Annotated in this window: 14 protein-coding genes; 2 read left to right on the forward strand and 12 right to left on the reverse strand. The window is 61.0% G+C overall.

Going from position 1 to position 16,336, the window contains the following annotated elements:
- Positions 1-95: 95 nt before the first annotated feature.
- A complete protein-coding gene (locus AAEZ05_RS16875) occupies positions 96-695 on the reverse strand; it encodes a trypsin-like peptidase domain-containing protein (RefSeq protein ID WP_045060495.1) in 600 nt (199 codons plus the stop codon).
- A gap of 545 nt (positions 696-1,240) precedes the next feature.
- Between AAEZ05_RS16875 and AAEZ05_RS16880 the strand changes: the two genes are divergently transcribed.
- The gene (locus tag AAEZ05_RS16880; RefSeq protein WP_045060494.1) at positions 1,241-1,444 is read left to right on the forward strand and encodes a hypothetical protein; all 204 of its coding nucleotides are present in this window, start codon (positions 1,241-1,243) and stop codon (positions 1,442-1,444) included.
- 16 nt (positions 1,445-1,460) lie between these two features.
- Here the strand turns inward: AAEZ05_RS16880 and AAEZ05_RS16885 are convergent, their stop codons facing one another.
- The 6 genes from AAEZ05_RS16885 to AAEZ05_RS16910 all read right to left on the reverse strand — a co-directional run bounded on the left by AAEZ05_RS16885 (position 1,461) and on the right by AAEZ05_RS16910 (position 9,101).
- Positions 1,461-2,246, reverse strand: coding sequence for a sulfoquinovose 1-dehydrogenase (locus AAEZ05_RS16885; RefSeq protein ID WP_045060493.1), 786 nt, complete (start codon positions 2,244-2,246; stop codon positions 1,461-1,463).
- A 28-nt stretch (positions 2,247-2,274) separates the two neighbouring features.
- Complete coding sequence (locus tag AAEZ05_RS16890; RefSeq protein WP_350648145.1) at positions 2,275-3,150, reverse strand: 6-deoxy-6-sulfogluconolactonase; 876 nt, start codon at positions 3,148-3,150, stop codon at positions 2,275-2,277.
- The gene (locus tag AAEZ05_RS16895) at positions 3,147-4,046 is read right to left on the reverse strand and encodes an aldose 1-epimerase (protein WP_350648147.1); all 900 of its coding nucleotides are present in this window, start codon (positions 4,044-4,046) and stop codon (positions 3,147-3,149) included. Before AAEZ05_RS16895 ends, AAEZ05_RS16890 begins: the two co-directional genes overlap by 4 nt.
- A gap of 33 nt (positions 4,047-4,079) precedes the next feature.
- The gene (locus AAEZ05_RS16900) at positions 4,080-5,156 is read right to left on the reverse strand and encodes a porin (RefSeq protein ID WP_350598306.1); all 1,077 of its coding nucleotides are present in this window, start codon (positions 5,154-5,156) and stop codon (positions 4,080-4,082) included.
- Positions 5,157-5,298: 142 nt separating this feature from the next.
- Positions 5,299-7,344, reverse strand: a complete 2,046-nt coding sequence (locus tag AAEZ05_RS16905) for an alpha-glucosidase (protein WP_350648149.1) — start codon at positions 7,342-7,344, stop codon at positions 5,299-5,301.
- On the reverse strand, positions 7,344-9,101 hold the full coding sequence (locus AAEZ05_RS16910) for a solute:sodium symporter family transporter (protein WP_045060488.1): 1,758 nt from the start codon (positions 9,099-9,101) through the stop codon (positions 7,344-7,346). Before AAEZ05_RS16910 ends, AAEZ05_RS16905 begins: the two co-directional genes overlap by 1 nt.
- Positions 9,102-9,330: 229 nt before the next feature.
- Here AAEZ05_RS16910 and AAEZ05_RS16915 point away from each other — a divergent pair, with 229 nt between their 5' ends.
- Positions 9,331-10,395 (forward strand): LacI family DNA-binding transcriptional regulator, encoded by a 1,065-nt coding sequence (locus tag AAEZ05_RS16915; RefSeq protein WP_350598301.1) that lies wholly within the window; start codon positions 9,331-9,333, stop codon positions 10,393-10,395.
- Between the two features lie 45 nt (positions 10,396-10,440).
- Here the strand turns inward: AAEZ05_RS16915 and AAEZ05_RS16920 are convergent, their stop codons facing one another.
- From AAEZ05_RS16920 to AAEZ05_RS16940, 5 genes are all read right to left on the reverse strand, one after another.
- Positions 10,441-11,901, reverse strand: a complete 1,461-nt coding sequence (locus tag AAEZ05_RS16920) for a 3-sulfolactaldehyde dehydrogenase (protein ID WP_350598300.1) — start codon at positions 11,899-11,901, stop codon at positions 10,441-10,443.
- A 37-nt stretch (positions 11,902-11,938) separates the two neighbouring features.
- Positions 11,939-13,678 (reverse strand): 6-deoxy-6-sulfo-D-gluconate dehydratase, encoded by a 1,740-nt coding sequence (locus AAEZ05_RS16925; RefSeq protein WP_045060485.1) that lies wholly within the window; start codon positions 13,676-13,678, stop codon positions 11,939-11,941.
- 66 nt (positions 13,679-13,744) lie between these two features.
- Complete coding sequence (locus tag AAEZ05_RS16930; RefSeq protein ID WP_045060506.1) at positions 13,745-14,503, reverse strand: sulfite exporter TauE/SafE family protein; 759 nt, start codon at positions 14,501-14,503, stop codon at positions 13,745-13,747.
- Positions 14,504-14,633: 130 nt separating this feature from the next.
- Positions 14,634-15,437: an HpcH/HpaI aldolase family protein gene (locus AAEZ05_RS16935; RefSeq protein WP_045060484.1), complete on the reverse strand. Its 804-nt coding sequence runs from the start codon at positions 15,435-15,437 to the stop codon at positions 14,634-14,636.
- A 587-nt stretch (positions 15,438-16,024) separates the two neighbouring features.
- Positions 16,025-16,222: a hypothetical protein gene (locus AAEZ05_RS16940; protein WP_045060483.1), complete on the reverse strand. Its 198-nt coding sequence runs from the start codon at positions 16,220-16,222 to the stop codon at positions 16,025-16,027.
- Positions 16,223-16,336 lie beyond the last annotated feature (114 nt).

The raw sequence follows: 16,336 nt of genomic DNA on the forward strand, positions 1-16,336 counted from the left end.
GGCACAAGGGCGACAAACACCTGGAAAAGGAATTCAAGAAAGATCTTTAGACTGCCGAAGTGCAGGCCCGCCCTATTGACCGGGCCTGCAGTTGGTTACTTGGCGGCCAACCGGGTACCGCGCGGCGTTTCAAGTTTAGCCTGTAATAACAGCCATTCGCGCTGAATGATCGAATACGGAATAAACACACTGATGCGCTCGGCGCCTTTCACTCCGGGATGGGCACTGACATCGTGTAACGTCGTGGAATAAAAGCCCATGTTGATCCCGACAATGTTGCCATCGTTGCCGATGACCGGCCCACCGGACATGCCCTTGACCAACGGTGCATCGTGGATGGCGTACAGATCGCCGCTGTTCTCATCGGTATTGATAAATGGCGCCTGATACACCTTGCCCTTGCCGGTCGCGGTGGCCATGTAGGGGCTGGAGCCCACGGCGGTGATGGCCTCGCCTACCCGTGGCGCACGCCAGGCGGGATAGCGGCCGTTGGCTTTGTGACGGATGAACACCAGGTCGCAGCCGGTACTGCAGCTGTATTGCACATTGGGGATCAGCGGAGTGTGACGCGTCGTCACGGCGTACTCCTCGTTCCATTGCACAGCCGAAGCCATATACATATAGGGAAGAGGAAAGCCTGAAAAAACGGTGAAGTATGAGTCGTTGGCGGGCCCCGAAAAATCGGGTTTCACCATGCCGTTGCATCCTGCGAGTACAGCTCCTATTAAAAAGCAGGCCATGATCTTGATCATGATGAGTCACCGACTTAATAGGGAGGACGAGACTGTTTTTTGTCGTCAATTTTTATTTTTTTAGTTGTAGTGATCCTTGCCGAAGGCTCTGCACCGGTACTTTGTTATTTATGGCCGATGTTCTTTAAACGTGAGCAAATGAATTGTGCTAATTCCAATTGCTTTTGGTTACATACACTAAGACTGATTATTGGCGCCTAAATAACGCCATATAAATATCACTTCCACGGTTTTTTCTATGACGCCGTTTTACAAAATTCACAGGGTGTTTCACAATCTGGCCTAAGCTCAAAATTGTCTCGGAGACGCGAGCGCGAGTACCGATCATCCGGTCGATGATCCTCTCCTGATTTCCCGGCCCCGACTGGCTCAAGGATTGCAATGGACGCCGATAGCTGCCCCAGAACAACGGATTTCTGACGCGACGGCAATTCATCAACGAACAAGGACGCCAGCACTACGCTTGGTCAGTCACCGGGAGACGTATCGTGTCAACTCTCAATGAAATCGCAGCGAACCACGCGAGAATGGCTAAGGCAAAGGAAGCGGAGATCATCGCCCTGGGGGAGCGAGAGGCGCAGGTGGTGGGCGGGTTTGAAGTCACCACCCTTGAGGTGCAGCACATGCCGCTGCACCTGATTGCGGGCGCGCAGGATAACCAGGCCGGTCAAGCTGCCGGTTACGGAATGTGACGGATATCCGCCGCTTCTACTGAATCGACAACCCCGCGTCCACCACGAAGTTTTGTCCCGTGCAGCCGCGGCTGTCATCAGACGCCAGAAACAGCGCCATGCGTGCGCAATCGCTGGCGTCGAGGCGGAACTTGAGCATTTGCTGGTCGATGAAATTCTGACTGGCCAATTCCAGTCCCGCCGGATCGCTGGCCCACATGGCATCCTGGCGGGCAGTGCGAATCGCACCCGGCACCAGACTGTTGACACGAATGCCACTGTCACCCAGTTCCCGCGCCAGGGTGCGGGTCATACCATTGATTGCAGCCTTGGCAGTGGTATAGCAGACCATGCCGGGACGGCCCCTCATCCACGAAATCGAGCCCATGTTGATGATCACCCCGCTTCCGCGCCGGGTCATTCCCGGGGCGACCGCCTGGGCGGCGAAAAAAGCGTGGCGCAGGTTGGTTTGCATACGTTCATCCCAGTAGTCGACGTCGACGTCCTGCATGGGATGGCGATCGTCGCGGGCAGCGTTATTGATCAACACATCCACCGCCCCCCATTGCGCTTCGACTGCCGCGATGGCGGCCTGCAACGCCGGGATATCGCGCACGTTGCAGGGCAGGAACTTCACCCGGTCCTGGCCCAGCGCAGCAGCGAGTGCCTGGCCACCAGCCTGGTCCAGATCCAGGAAAGCGACGCGGGCGCCCTGCTGGTGAAACGCTTCGACAAATGCCGCGCCAATGCCTGAGGCGCCGCCACTGATCAGGATGACTTTGCCGGTCAGGGACGGGTAACGCGTTTGGGTATGCTGGCTCATGATTCAATCCTTGCAAAAATAGGGAAACTCAACCGGCAAACAAAGGCTCGGGGCAACCGGCCACATCGACCTCTACCGAAAACAGGCAACCTGACAGCGGCCAGGTCGCCAGCTCCTCGGCACTGCGGTTTTCCCGGGAACTGGTGATGTACAGCGTGCGCAGGTCCGGGCCGCCAAAAGCAACCATGGTCGGCCATCGCGTGGGGACACGAATTTCGTCGAGTTGGGTGCCATCCGGTGCCAATCGCAGGATGCGGCCGCCGTCGAACTGCGCACTCCAGTAGCACCCTTCACTGTCGAACGCGGCGCCGTCCGGACGCCCACCCGGGCCGCGCTCGAAGGTGCGAACAGTCTGCCGGGGCCCCGGCTGGCCCTGGCCATCAAGGGGGTAGCGATACAGCACATGATTGGGTGTGTCGCTGTGGTACATCCAGGCCCGATCAGGACTGAACGCCAGGCCATTGGACACCATGACGTCGTGCGCCATGACTTGCACATTCATGTGCTCATCAACGCGCATCAGGACGGCGCCATTGCGGTCCCGGGGTTGCCAGATAGTCCCGGCCCAGAAACGCCCCCAGGGATCGACTCGACCATCGTTGAAACGACTGTCTGCGGGCCCGCAGGGGTTGTCCGCAAGCTTGCGGCCCAGTGTTCCGTCCTCGCCCAGCAAGTAGATGCCAGTGCGCAGGGCGACGATGAAGCCGCCTTGACGACGCAAGCCGAAACAGCCCAGGTGCTCGCCCAGCGGCAGGCTGGTCAATCCCCCGGTTTGCGGGTCCAGCCGATGCAATTGGCCGGCGAGAATATCGGCCCAATACAGCACCTGCTCCCGGACCGACCACACCGGGCATTCGCCCAGTTCACTGACTTGATCGACCGCGCATTTGACGGTGTAACTCATACGATTGCTCCTGATCCATCCAGCCTGATGCTCATGCGCAGGGTGCGCGTCATGTCCTGCCCGGGGCCCAATAAAACGATGCCGTGGGCCTGGGGCGCAGGCAGGTTGATGGCGTTGTTCAAGTGACTGACCGGTTCGACCGCAATGAAATCCTGAGGTGCCGGTGGCGTAAAAACCACCAGGTGATCCAGCCCTTCCTGCGCGGTGATCTCGACGCCGACCCCAGCGTGCGGCCAATACACTGAAGCCTGGCGATGCCAGCCTTCGAAACAGTTGTCCAGGGCGACGTGACCCACCGCCCGACGCCGGGCAAAGTCCCACGGTGGCGGCACCGGCAGGCGCTCCTGGGGCAACGAGTCGCTACCGTTGAGCCATACCGCCGATGCGGCAAATGACAGCTCGACCCCCTGGTGTCGGGGGAAATACGGATGCCAACCCAAACCGGCCGGCATTGGCTGCTGACTGGCATTACGCAACGTCATCGACAGGGAAACCCCCTGCTCATCAAGGCGGACATATTGATCGACCTCAAACGCAAATGGCCAATCCTCGCCGCCCTCCCCGGCAGGATCATGGGACAGACGCAGGTGGCATTCATGGCTCGTGCAATCAACCACCTGCCACTCACGCTGCCATCCCACGCCATGCAGCGGATGAGCATGCTCGCCGAAATTGCGTGGTAATTGATATTCGTGCCCGCCACACTGGAAGCGCCCTTCTGCGATGCGGTTCGAATAGGGCACCAGCGGATAGCACGCTGAGCGGCGAACGTTGGGGGTGCAATCCCACGGCCGCAACAGCGCAAAATCCCGGTGCCGCAGACCGGCCAGGGAACCGCCCAGTTGTGGCAGTACGTCGAGCTGCAGATCGCCGCTGTGCAGACCAAGAATGTTCATGGGTGGCGCCTTGTTCCAACTGTTCATCAATGCTCAGAATCCCCAACGGATACCTGCTGTCATGGCCCACGGGTCGTACCCCTTGGGCACGCTCGGGTAGCTTTCACTCAACAGCGCAAACCCCTGCCCGGAGTCGGCATTATTCTCGATGTGAGACACGTAGGTGTAGAGCTGGGTATTGGTATTAAGCGAATACAGGTAGCCCGCGTGAGTGGCCCAGGCCCGTGCGCCCTCGGCTTCGATACGGTGCGAGACGCCAAGCGTGATGTCACCGGGGCCGAAAGTGATGCGTGCGTTGACCATCTGCGCAGAGGCGAACCAGCGTACGTCGGTATCGCGTTCGGAGTAGACGTAGTTCGCGCCCCACAGCACTCCACCGAGCCGCACGGTGCCGGAGAGCACGTGGGTGTTTTGCCGGTACAACTCACCGGTCGTCAGCGAGGGAGCCGAATCGTGCTGGTTGAAGCCGTAGCCCAGCCTTGTATCACCATCGCGATAGCGCAGGTTGAAGCCGCTGGTGCGGTTCTGATCCGGACCGTTTTCAATACTGGAGTTACCGTAGGAATACCCCAGTTCGCTGGAAAACCCATGGACCTCCGGGGTTCGGTAGCGCACGGTGGTGTCATAAAAGCCGCCGGTGCCACTTTTGCCCAAGGTCGTGGTGTGTTCCAGGCTCATGATCGAGGCCATGTTGGACAGGCCATACATCGCCACGTCCGAATCAAGGAACACCCAGTAGATCGGCATGTACAGGCTGCCCATGTCGACCGAACCGAATGGCCCGGTCACCCCTGCACCATAACCACGGTTGGTGGAGATCCTGCCCTCGTTGTAGCCGGTGCGCCAGATGTTGCGCAGCACCAGGCCGCGCTCACCGAACGCCCGCACGCCATAGCCGCTGTTCCCCAGTGCGTAGTCGATCTTCAGGCCAATTCGCGACGCCTGCAGGTTGCCGTCCGAGACCATGGTATGACCCGGGTGATCGTCGGTAAACTTGCCGCCCTGCAGCGACAGATCAAGAATCCCGTAAGGGTTGATGCTCAGGTTTCCGGCCTTGAAGACCAAAGGTGAGGCCGCATTGGCAGAATTTCCCAGGAGGGAGCAGGTCATGGCAAAAGCAGCAAAAACGTAATTTTTATTATTCAAGTTCGCTTACTCGGGTACAGGTATTGGCGATCTCAAGGCGCAGGGAGGCCCGACGCCTCCCGTGAAGGAGGCGCACAAGGCGCTGCGTAGCGAGAAAGGATTCAACTCACAGAGCGAGGTCCGCCAGGGTTTCGAAGGTCGCCTGCCAGCGACTGCCGACGCGGATGAACACCGGAGGCTGACCCAGCGGCGCTGCAACCGTTACGCGCTGGCCGCCGGCATATCGCTCGCCACTCCACAGGTGCTGCCATTGATCGCCACGAGGCAGATAGGCCGTCCACTCGCGCTGACCTTCGGCGTGCACGGGCGCTACAAGCAGGTCTTTGCCGTACAGGTACTGATCCTGGATCGAATAGGTCTCGGGATCCTGCTCGTAGTGCAGGAACAGCGGACGCTGCAGCGGCAACCCGCTGGCCTCGGCTTCATCCACCAGGCTTTGCAGGTACGGACGCAGGCCGACATACAGTCGGGTCATGCGAGCGAAATGCGCGTAGGTGTCGGCGTCCTGCCAGAACTGCAGGTTCTGGTCCGGGCGATTGCCTTCATGGGTACGCATCACCGGAGTGAACGCCGCCATCTCAGCCCAGCGCTGGAACAGTTCGCCGTTGCGGCAATTGTCGTAGAGGCTGGTGTAACCGCCGATATCACTGTGGTGATAGGCATTGCCGAGCAAACCCGAGGACAGCGCACCACAGATGACCGTCTGCAATCCGTCATGGCGGCTGAAGTCTACTGACTGGTCCCCCGCCCACAGCAATGGGCAATGACGTTGCACGCCGCTGTAGCCGGCCCGCATGAAGAACAGCGCATCGCCGGTCTTGCCCGCGTTGGCAATGGCCCGTGCGTTGACCTCGGCCCAGCGCACCGGCCAGGCGTTGTGCTCGAGCATCGGGTCGGCATCGCCGGCCAGTTTCAGGTCGATGGGCAGGTACTCGCCGAAGTCGGCCATCCAGCCGGACAAGCCCTTGTCGAGCATCTCGCGCCGCAGGATTCGCTCTTCAAACCACTGCGCCGCTGCCGGCAAGGTGAAGTCGACCACGCCACACAGGAACTCGCCGAAGTCCACCAGATAGGTGCCGCCTTCGACTCGCGTGGCCAGGTAACCGGCTTGCTGCGCTTCCTGAAACAACGGACCGTCGTTGCACAGGTACGGGTTCACGTAGCCCATGAACCGGATGTCCTGTGCTGCAAGGCTGGCGACCCAGGCGGCGTGATCGGGGTAGCGCGTGCTGTTCCACTGCCAGTCCCAGAACAGGCGTTTGCCAAAGGAGGTGATGCGCAGGCCTTCCCAGTCCTCGCACCACAAGGCGCTCACCGCGACGCCCTGGTCGAGCGCATCGTCGAGACGCGCCTGGGCATGTTCGCGGCCGTTCTTCAAGCCCAGGATCGCCCCTTTCATGACCCATTCCGGCAGGCGCGGCTGGCGACCGAAATGGCTCGATACCTGGCTGACCAGTTGCACGAAGTCATCGGCCAGGAGGAATTCGAACGCCTCGGGCACCGCCCAGAACTGCAGTTCATGGAATTGCTGGTGGCGGAAATCGAAATCGGCGTAGGCCGTGGTCACCGCATGCAGGCAGTAGCGCTGGGAGGAAATGTAGGTCGGCTGCGGATAGTTGGTGTGGTAGTAGTCGCCGCCAGCATTGGCTTCGTTGTCCGCTTGCAGGGTCAGCCAGGTCGACTTGTCCCGGCCGACTCCGGGCTCCGAGGTCCAGAGCGGAAAATTGCGCCCGCGCAGGTCGAAATACGACATCTGCTCGCCGCAACCCCAGACATGCTCATCAGCTGCTGCCGGTACCCGCAACCACAGGCGGTTGATGCCCGCGTCAACACTCTGTGGCACCAGGCGCAACACGTTGTCCTGCACTTGCAGGCTCAGGCTGAGCAGCACCGGGCCGTCGACCCAGGCGCGCAAATCCAGGCGCGCTGCGGCCTGGTCAAGCCAGGCGTGACGCAAGGCCAGCCGTTCCTGGACATAGTCACGGATGGAGAAGTTGCCGCGCTGCATGCTGATGTCCGCCTCGCCCTGGCCGACGAAGATCGCCGGGTTGCGCTCGCTGTGACAGAACAACACGCGGCCATCGACCACCAGGCGGATGTCACCCTCGGTCTGGACGAAAGCGGCAGTGGCGAGTGAAGTTGAAGACGTCATCAGGATTGCACCTCGCAGGTTGGCAGGGAGGATTTGGCATCAGGTTCGCGCTGGCGCCAGCGACGGCGAACCACGCTGATGGCCGCCAGCGCCGCGACCCACACCGTCGCCAACAACGGCACGAACCAACTGCTCGGCCCGGCCGCACTGGCCACTCCCAGCGGAGAAAAAGTCAGGTAGATCGAGACCAGTGCGGCCAGCAGCACGATGCTGAAGCTGCCCGCATGGCGCCATGGCGTCAGGTCCATGATCCGGCTCGAGGTCTGCACCACGTAAGGCTCGGCCCGGGCGTAGCGGTTGCGCAAAGCGATCAGGATCAGCATCTCGATGGCGAACATGATCCCCATCACATGGATAAAACTGATGCCCAGGCGCACATCGATTTTCAGGCCCAGCACGAAGACCGCGTAGCACAAGGCGTGCAGGCCCAGCACCAGCTTGGCCGGGAACGCGCCGCCGCGGGCATTGAAGAACCCGAACAGCATGATGGCAATGATCGGCATGTTGAAAAACCCGGTGAAGCGGCGCAGCACCGCGTAGATGCCTTCCGGCGCATACATCAGCATCGGCGCCACGACCAGCGACACCAGGGCAGCGAGGATGCTCACGCGCTTGCCGAAGCGCACCAGTGCCTGATCATCGGCCAGGGGTCGCAACGGCTTGTAGAAATCGTAGGTGAGCAAGGTCGCCGTGCCGTTGATGATCGCGTTGAAGTGACTCATCACAGTGCCGAAGATCACGGCCACGAAGAACCCCTTCATCCACCAGGGCATCAACACCGACACCAGCGCCGGATAGGCCATGTCGGAGTTCGACAGCGGCTGATCGCGGAACAGGTGCCAGGCGATGACACCCGGCATCAGCATGGCCAGCGGCACGAGCAGTTTCAGGCAACCGGACAACAGCACGCCCTTCTGCCCTTCAGCGAGGTTTTTCGCCGCCATGCTCTTCTGCACGATCGCCTGGTTGGTGCACCAGTAAAACAGGTTGGCAACAATCATCCCGGTGAAAATCGCACCAAACGGCACCTTGTCCTGCGGGCCGCCGATGGCATTCAGCTTCTCGGGCGAGTCCTGCATGATCGTCTGCGCGCCGGACAGTACATCGCCCTGGCCGAGGGTCCACAGGCCAATGATCGGGATCAGGATGACCACAACCAGCAGGCCGATGCCGTTGATGGTGTCCGACACCGCTACCGCGCGCAGGCCGCCCAGTACCGCGTACGCCGCGCCAATCACGCCGGTGCTGACGATCAGCAGCGAGATGGTGGCCGGGTAGGACCAGCCGAGAATGCCTTGCAGGTCGAAAATCTGGTTGAAGGTGATTGCCCCCAGGTACAGCGACGCGGGGTTCAAGACCAGCGTGTAGGTGGCCACCATCAGCGCGCTGACCACGCGACGGGTGGTGACGTCGTAGCGCTTTTCAATGAACTCCGGCAGCGTCGAAAAGCCCCCACGCATGTAGCGCGGCAAAAAGAACAACGCCAGGGCGATGGTCGAGACCGCCGCAGTGGCCTCCCACGCCATCGAGCTCAGATTGTGGGCATAGGAGTCACCGTTGAGGCCGATCAACTGGTCGATGGACAGGTTGGTGAGCATCATCGAGCCGGCGATAAACCAACCGTTGAGCCCACCGCTGGCCATGAAGTAGCCGTGGGCACCGACATCCTTGGCCTTGCGCGTGAAGGACCAGGAAATGGCGGCCACCAGGCCGGTAAAGAACAGCATGCTAAGGAAGGTGAACAGGGACGTATTCATTTTTTATAGTTGTTCTCCAACACGGGTTGGGTAGACGCTCGGATAAAATCGCAGCGCTGCTAAATGGTACGCGCCGAGCATAAACCAAGCAAAATCGTAGCGCTACGATTTTTCCTTCGTTTTACGCGCATTTTTGTTCGCATTCGAATTTTGCCGAGCTGGCATGCTCGTGATTGACTTGAAAGCGCCCTGCTTTCATTCTCTTGGACTTTTGCACCCGAGGAAACAGATGAGCGACTTACCGGCAACCATCGCCAACGGCAATCCGGGCCGTCGCAAAGGCAATCGCGTAACCATGGACGAAGTCGCCGAGCGGGCTAACGTCTCGCCCAGTACCGTTTCACTGTTCCTGCGCGATCCTGACGCTGTCTCCAGCAAGCGTGCCGAGCGTATCCGCGAAGCCATCGCCGAGACCGGCTACACCATCAATCGCCTGGCAGGCGCCCTGGCCGCTTCCCACAGCCGCACCGTAGCGGTCATAGTGCCTTCGATGATCAACGCGTTTTTCTCGGAGACCCTGCAAGCCATGCAGGACGTGTTCGAAGCGCGGGGCTATCAGCTGATGATCAGCAACAGCAACTACGACCCCGACCGAGAACTGGAGCTGCTGCGAGCACATTTATCCTGGTCCCCTGCGGCATTGGTGCTCACCGGTAACCAGCATCAAGCCGCCCGGTCGCTACTCGAAGCCACCGGCATCCCGGTGGCGCAAATGTGGGAACTGGGTGACGAGCCGTTTCATCTGCAGGTCGGGTTCTTCCACGAGGATGTCGGCGCGGCGCTCGCCGAGCACCTGTACCAATCCGGCGTGCGCCGCTTCACCTATGTCGGCTCGCGCATGCACCTTGATCATCGCGCACAAAAACGTGCCGAGGGCTTTCGTGCCTGGCTGGAAAAAAAGGGTTGCACGGCGACGATCATCGCACTGGAGGAGAGTACTTCCGAGGTGGTGTTGACCCAGGTGTTCGACCAGTTGGCCAAGACTGCAGACCAGCCTCAGGGCTTGTGCTGCTCCAACGATGTGCTGGCGATCGGCGCGCTGTTCGAAGCCCGTCGTCGCGGCATCGATGTACCGGGCCAGCTGGCGATTGCCGGTTTCGGCGACCTGCCCCTGAGCAAGCTCAGCGCGCCGCGCCTGACCACCGTGCGCCCGTACCCGCTGGAGATCGGTCGTACGGTCGCCACTCGCCTGCTGCAGTGGATCGAAACCGGCACCCTGCCCGCCGAGCCGGAAACCGTGGACCTGGGGTTCGAACTGATCGTGCGCGAGAGCACCTGCGCAGTGCCAGATTGATGCAGGCGGCACACAGCCGCCCGCATCGCTTGCAGCCTGGCGCTGTCAGCGATTGACGCCACCCAGGCACACGTATTTGATTTCCAGGTAGTCCTCGATGCCGTAGCGCGATCCTTCGCGGCCCAGGCCGGACTGTTTGACCCCACCGAACGGCGCCATCTCATTGGCGATGGCCGCCGTGTTGACGCCGACCATGCCGTACTCCAGCTCTTCACTGACGCGCATCACCCGCCCGATGTCGCGGGTGTAGAAGTAGCTGGCCAAGCCAAACTCGGTGTCGTTGGCCCGCTCGATGACCTCTTCTTCGGTGCTGAAGCGGAACAACGGCGCCAACGGCCCAAATGTCTCTTCCTGGGCGACCTTCATGGCAGCGGTAACACCGGTCAGTACGGTGGGTTCGAAGAAGCTGCCACCCAACGCCGCACGCTGCCCGCCGGTGACCAAACGGGCGCCTTTTTCCAAGGCATCGCCGATGTGCTCTTCGACCTTGCGCACGGCGGCCTCGTCGATCATCGGTCCTTGGGTGACGCCCTGCTCCATGCCATTGCCCAATACCAGTTTTTGCGCGCCGGCGGCGAGTTTTTCGGCGAATTGATCGTAGACGCTGTCCTGTACGTAGATTCGGTTGGCGCACACGCAGGTCTGCCCGGCATTACGGAACTTGGACAGCATTGCGCCCTCGACGGCCTCGTCCAGATCGGCATCATCGAACACAATGAACGGCGCATTGCCACCCAACTCCATGGAGACTTTCTTCACCGTGTCGGCGCATTGCCCGATCAACAGGCGACCCACCGGAGTCGAACCGGTAAAGCTGAATTTGCGCACCAATGGATGCCGCGTCAGCACGCTGCCAATCTGAGTCGCGCTACCGGTCACGACGCTGAATACCCCGGCCGGAATACCTGCACGCTCCGCCAGCGCCGCGAGCGCCAGGGCCGACAACGGCGTCTGGCTGGCCGGGCGCAGAACCATGGCACAACCGGCGGCCAGCGCCGGCGCGACCTTGCGGGTGATCATCGCGTGGGGGAAATTCCACGGCGTGATAGCTGCCGTCACGCCGATAGGTTCCTTGGTGACCAGAATGCGCTTGTCCGCCGACGGCTGCGGGACGGTGTCGCCGTAGACCCGCTTGGCTTCCTCGGCGAACCACTGCACGAACGAAGTGCCGTTGGCCAGTTCGCCGCGGGCTTCGGCCAATGGCTTGCCCTGCTCGGCAGTGAGGATCAGCGCGAGGTCATCGAGGTTGTCCTGCATCAGGCTGTACCAGGCCTGCAGCAACTCGGAGCGCTCCTTGGCGGTCTTGCGCTTCCACTGCTTGAATGCCTTGTGTGCAGCAATCACGGCCCGCTCGGCTTCGGCCTCACCCATTTGCGGCACCCTGGCGATCAACTCGCCAGTGGCCGGGTTGGTGACATCGAAAGTCGCACCGCTGTCGGCACCGACCCATTGCCCGTCGATATAAGCCAACTGTTTGAACAGCGAAGAATCCTTGAGGTTGAGCATGAGGTTCGAACTCCTGTGCAGATCGGAAAAAGTCGGATCAATGAATAGGTGGCTCGGGTACGACTTCCCCCGCTTGCAGGAAATCGAAGTCGCAGCCTTCGTTGGCCTGGGTCACGTGCTGCTGATACAGCGCCGCGAAAGAGCGGCCGTACTGGCGATGAACCGGCACGTGCGCAGCACGCCGGCGAGCCAGCTCTTCGTCGCTGACGCGCATGTTCAGGGTGCCGGCGTCGATATCCAGGTCGATAATGTCGCCGCTGCGCACCAGGCACAGCGGCCCACCCACCGCCGCTTCCGGCGCGACGTGCAGCACACAGCTGCCGTAGTGAGTGCCGCTCATGCGTGAGTCGGAAATGCGCAGCATGTCGCGCACCCCGGCTTCCAGCAGCTTTTTCGGGATTGGCAGATTGCCCCACTCGGGCATGCCTGGCGCGCCGACGGGCCCGGCATTGCGCAGCACCAGCACGGTGTCTGCGGTGATTTGCAGCCCCGGATCGTCGATCATTCGGCTCAGGGTTTCATGGTCGTCGAACACCAGCGCCGGCCCGGAATGCTTGCGCAATGCAGGGCTGGCGGCAGAAGACTTCATCACCGCGCCATCGGGGCACAGGTTGCCGCGCAGCAGTGCCAGCGTGGCGCCTTGGTCAAGGCCCACCACCGGGTTATCGAGGCTGCGGATAATATCGTTGTCGTAGCACTTGGCATCGGCCAGCAACGCGTCCCACGTTTGCCCGGTGGCCCCGGCGCAATCGAGCGCCAGGAACGGCGTGATCTCGCGCATCAGTGCCCGCAGGCCGCCGGCGAAGTGGTAGTCCTCCATCAGTGCATTGCCGGACGGGAACAGATTCAGCAGCACGGGGATTTTGGCCGCAGTCTCGGCTAATTGCTCCAGCGTCAGGTCGATCCCGGCACGACGGGCGATGGCAATCAGGTGAATGGCCGCATTGGTCGAGCCACCCATGGCCATGTAAACCGCCACGCCATTGGCGAAGTGCGCAGGGGTCAGCCAGGTGGAAGGCCGACGGTCGCGCCAGATCAAATCGACAATGGTCTCGCCACACTGCGAAGCCATGCGCGGATGCCCCGCATCAGCCGCCGGAATGCTCGACGCGCCCGGCAGGGTGAAGCCGATGGCATCGGCGATGCTGGTCATGGTCGACGCGGTGCCCACGGTGTTGCAGGTGCCGATCGAGCGGGTCATGGCCCCTTCCAGTTCTTCCCAGGCCACCGTATCGATCAACCCCAGGCGCCGCTCGTCCCAGAACTTCTTCGTATGGGTACCCGCGCCGGTCTTCACTCCACGCCATTGGCCGTTTGACATTGGCCCGGCAGGGCAATAGAGAATCGGCAGGTCCATACTCAGGGCACCCATCAACAAGCCGGGCGTGGACTTGTCACAGCCACCTAGCAGCACCGCACCATCGATGGGCAGGGAGCGCAGCAGCTCTTCGGTTTCCATGGCCAACAGGTTGCGATACAACATGGTGGTCGGCTTGACCATCACCTCGCCCACCGACTGCACCGGCAGCTCCACCGGAAATCCGCCTGCCGCCCAAACACCGCGCTTGACCGCTTCGGCACGTTCGCGCAGGTGCGAATGACAGGGTGACAACTCGCTCCAGGTGTTGAGGATGGCGACCACCGGCTTGCCCATGAACTCCTCGCGTCGCAGCCCGATCTGCTGCATGCGCTGGCGATGGGCAAAGGCGCGGATGGTGTCCGGAGCGAACCAGCGCTGGCTGCGTAGCTCTTCCAGTTTTTTGTGTTTATCTGACATGAAATGGCTTCCGCTTGACTCTAAAAGGCCGTCTCCCAGATGGGTCTCGACGGTGTCGGTGATTGTTCAAAAGTGGATGGACAGCAACGGCCGCATGACCAGGCTCACCCCTGCCAACAGCAACAGGACGAAGACGCCGATGCGCAGCGTTCGTGCCTTGATCGCGGGTGGCCGGCGGCGCATGTACCAGGTCAGGGCGAACACCACGGGCGCCGCTTCCAGAGCCAGGTAACCCGCACTCGCCTCAAGGCGCCCGGCGTAAGACTGCAGGCCCAATCGCAACAAGGCGTTCAGCGCGAACACCACGATCAGGGTGTCGCGCACCACGTGCGCTGCCAGCGGCTGGCGATACAGCTGATAGACCAGGGGCGGACCAGCGCTGGAGAACAATCCGCCCATGATCCCGGACAACCCGGCGAACCCGCTGAAACTGAGCCATCCGGAAAGTCGCTCGAGGTGGCGCGACTGAACCACCAGCAGGAAGCTGCACAGCACGATGGTCACCCCCAGCGCCAACTGCAGCAGATCCCGCTCATGCGCCCCCAACAAGCCCAGCAATTCAACCCCTGCAACCACGCCGAGCAGGCTGCACCCGAGGATTAGCGCCAGCAGCTTCGGCGCCAGGGCCGGGCGACGGCGCAGCAACACAAAGGCGTTGATCAACGTCAGGATCGAGCTGACATTGGCGACGGTTTCTACCGGCGCCAGCTGCAACAATCCGGTCAGCCCCAACAGCAACAGGCCGAAGGCAAAACCCGTGGTGTTCTGCGCAAACGTGGCCAGCGCCACACAGAGCAGAAACCCCACATGTGACCAGACGCTCATCATTTACAGGCTGTCTCGAACAGGCCAGGGGGCCGACAGGTCGGGGAATTTGCAACTGCCATGAGTACTCCTGAGGGCCAGACTGCGAGTGATTTTCACCGGTTCCTGAAGCCGCCCGGCTTGAGGTCAATCAATACGGCGTGGTGACCGCAACGGGCGCCTGATGAGCCTTCAGGACCGTGAGGAACTCGTTGGCCTTCTTCATCATCATCGCCAGGTCGGAAGCCACTGCGGCGAAGGCATACCCCTGCTCCAGATAACTTTGAACCAGTTCAGGCGTGCCGCCGACTATCCCCATCGGCATGCCGATACGGCTGGCGCGCACAATCGCATCGCTGATCATTGCCTGAACCTCTGGATGCCCCGGATTACCGATGTGACCGCATGCTGCGGACAGATCGCCCGGGCCAAGGAACAGCGCATCGACCCCGGCAATCGCGGCAATTTCTTCAAGGTTCGCCAGCGCGGTTGGCGTTTCGATCTGCAGGATGCAAGTCACTGCGTCGTTGGCTTCCTTGCCGTAGTTGGCCCAGGTGCCATAGCGGCTGGCACGGTGCACGGCGGCAAAACCGCGGTTGCCCAACGGGGGATACTTCACCGCGTTGACGGCCGCCTGCGCCTGCTCGGCGTTCTCCACGAACGGCACCATGACGTTGAACGAACCCAGGTCCAGTGCTCGCTTGAGCAGCACCGGGTCATTGGCAGCAACCCGCACAATCGGCTGGGCGCCCCCGCAGTGGATGGCCTGGAGGATTTGCCACAGATCGCGAAATTCGATGGGCACGTGTTCCATGTCGACCAATAGCCAGTCAAAACCGGCGTAACCCAGGGCTTCGGCGGTGCTTGCAGACCCGGACATCAGCCAGGTGCCAATGGGAGCGCTGGGGCCGTTCAAGCGGCTGGCAAAGGTCTGGGTTGAGTGTACGTCGGACATGGCGTGCCTCCGGTTTCAGATGGGGTGGCGGCGCTGCTGGCGGTGCTTGAAAGCAAAATCGCAGCGCTGCAAATTAGGACTGAAAGCATATTCCAGAAATAATCGCAGCGCTACGATTTTTACTTGTGGTTGTTGATTGAGTGCTTCGGTAGGGGATCGAGGGATAAAAAAATGGAATTGTCTGGTTGACCGTTCGGTCAAGAATTACGTAACGCAGTAATTTCTGACCAGGAGCCAGCGATGACTATTAAAGCAGAGACACTCGTACAACTGACCGCCGCGCTGCAGCAGCGCGGGATCGTTCTGGTATCGGATGTGAGGTTTACCCGGGCGCCTTATCGGATGAATCATGTGTGGACGTGTACTGTTGAGTAGGCTGCTTCAGGAATTGCGCATAGGTGATTCCGCTGATGAAACAAAAGCCCGGTACAGCGACTGACCTTTGTAGGAGCGAGGTGGCTCGCGAAAACCGTCAACGATAACGCGCGAAGCCTGTGTGTACGCGGCGTCTATACGTTTTTCGCGAGCAAGCTCGCTCCTACAACAGCATTACGACACTGGGTCGGGCGTTTTGGGCGGACTGCCCATCAAGGGTTGGGGTGCTCGCTGGACACCGAATTGGCGGCATCCACGTCGGTCATTTCTTCGTCGACAGACGCCTCATCGTCAGCTGGAAGCGGGACCTCGGTTCCACTTCTTTTAGGATCATGGCCTGTCTCGTTGTCAGTGCCGCCCGACACGCCCTTCTGGGAAATATTGCCTGGGGCATTCTCGTCGATTTCCATGTTGGCTCTCCGTTCGCAATGCGCGGGAATTCCGCGCTTGTATATGAGAGAGAGCACATCGTTGCAAGTGCCCGTTGGTGGACGAACGGGGCGCGCAGCCTTTTCGAAGTAACC

Origin of the sequence: Pseudomonas sp. HY13-MNA-CIBAN-0226 (genome assembly GCF_040310305.1) — a bacterium.
GTDB classification, from domain to species: Bacteria; Pseudomonadota; Gammaproteobacteria; order Pseudomonadales; family Pseudomonadaceae; genus Aquipseudomonas; species Aquipseudomonas gregormendelii.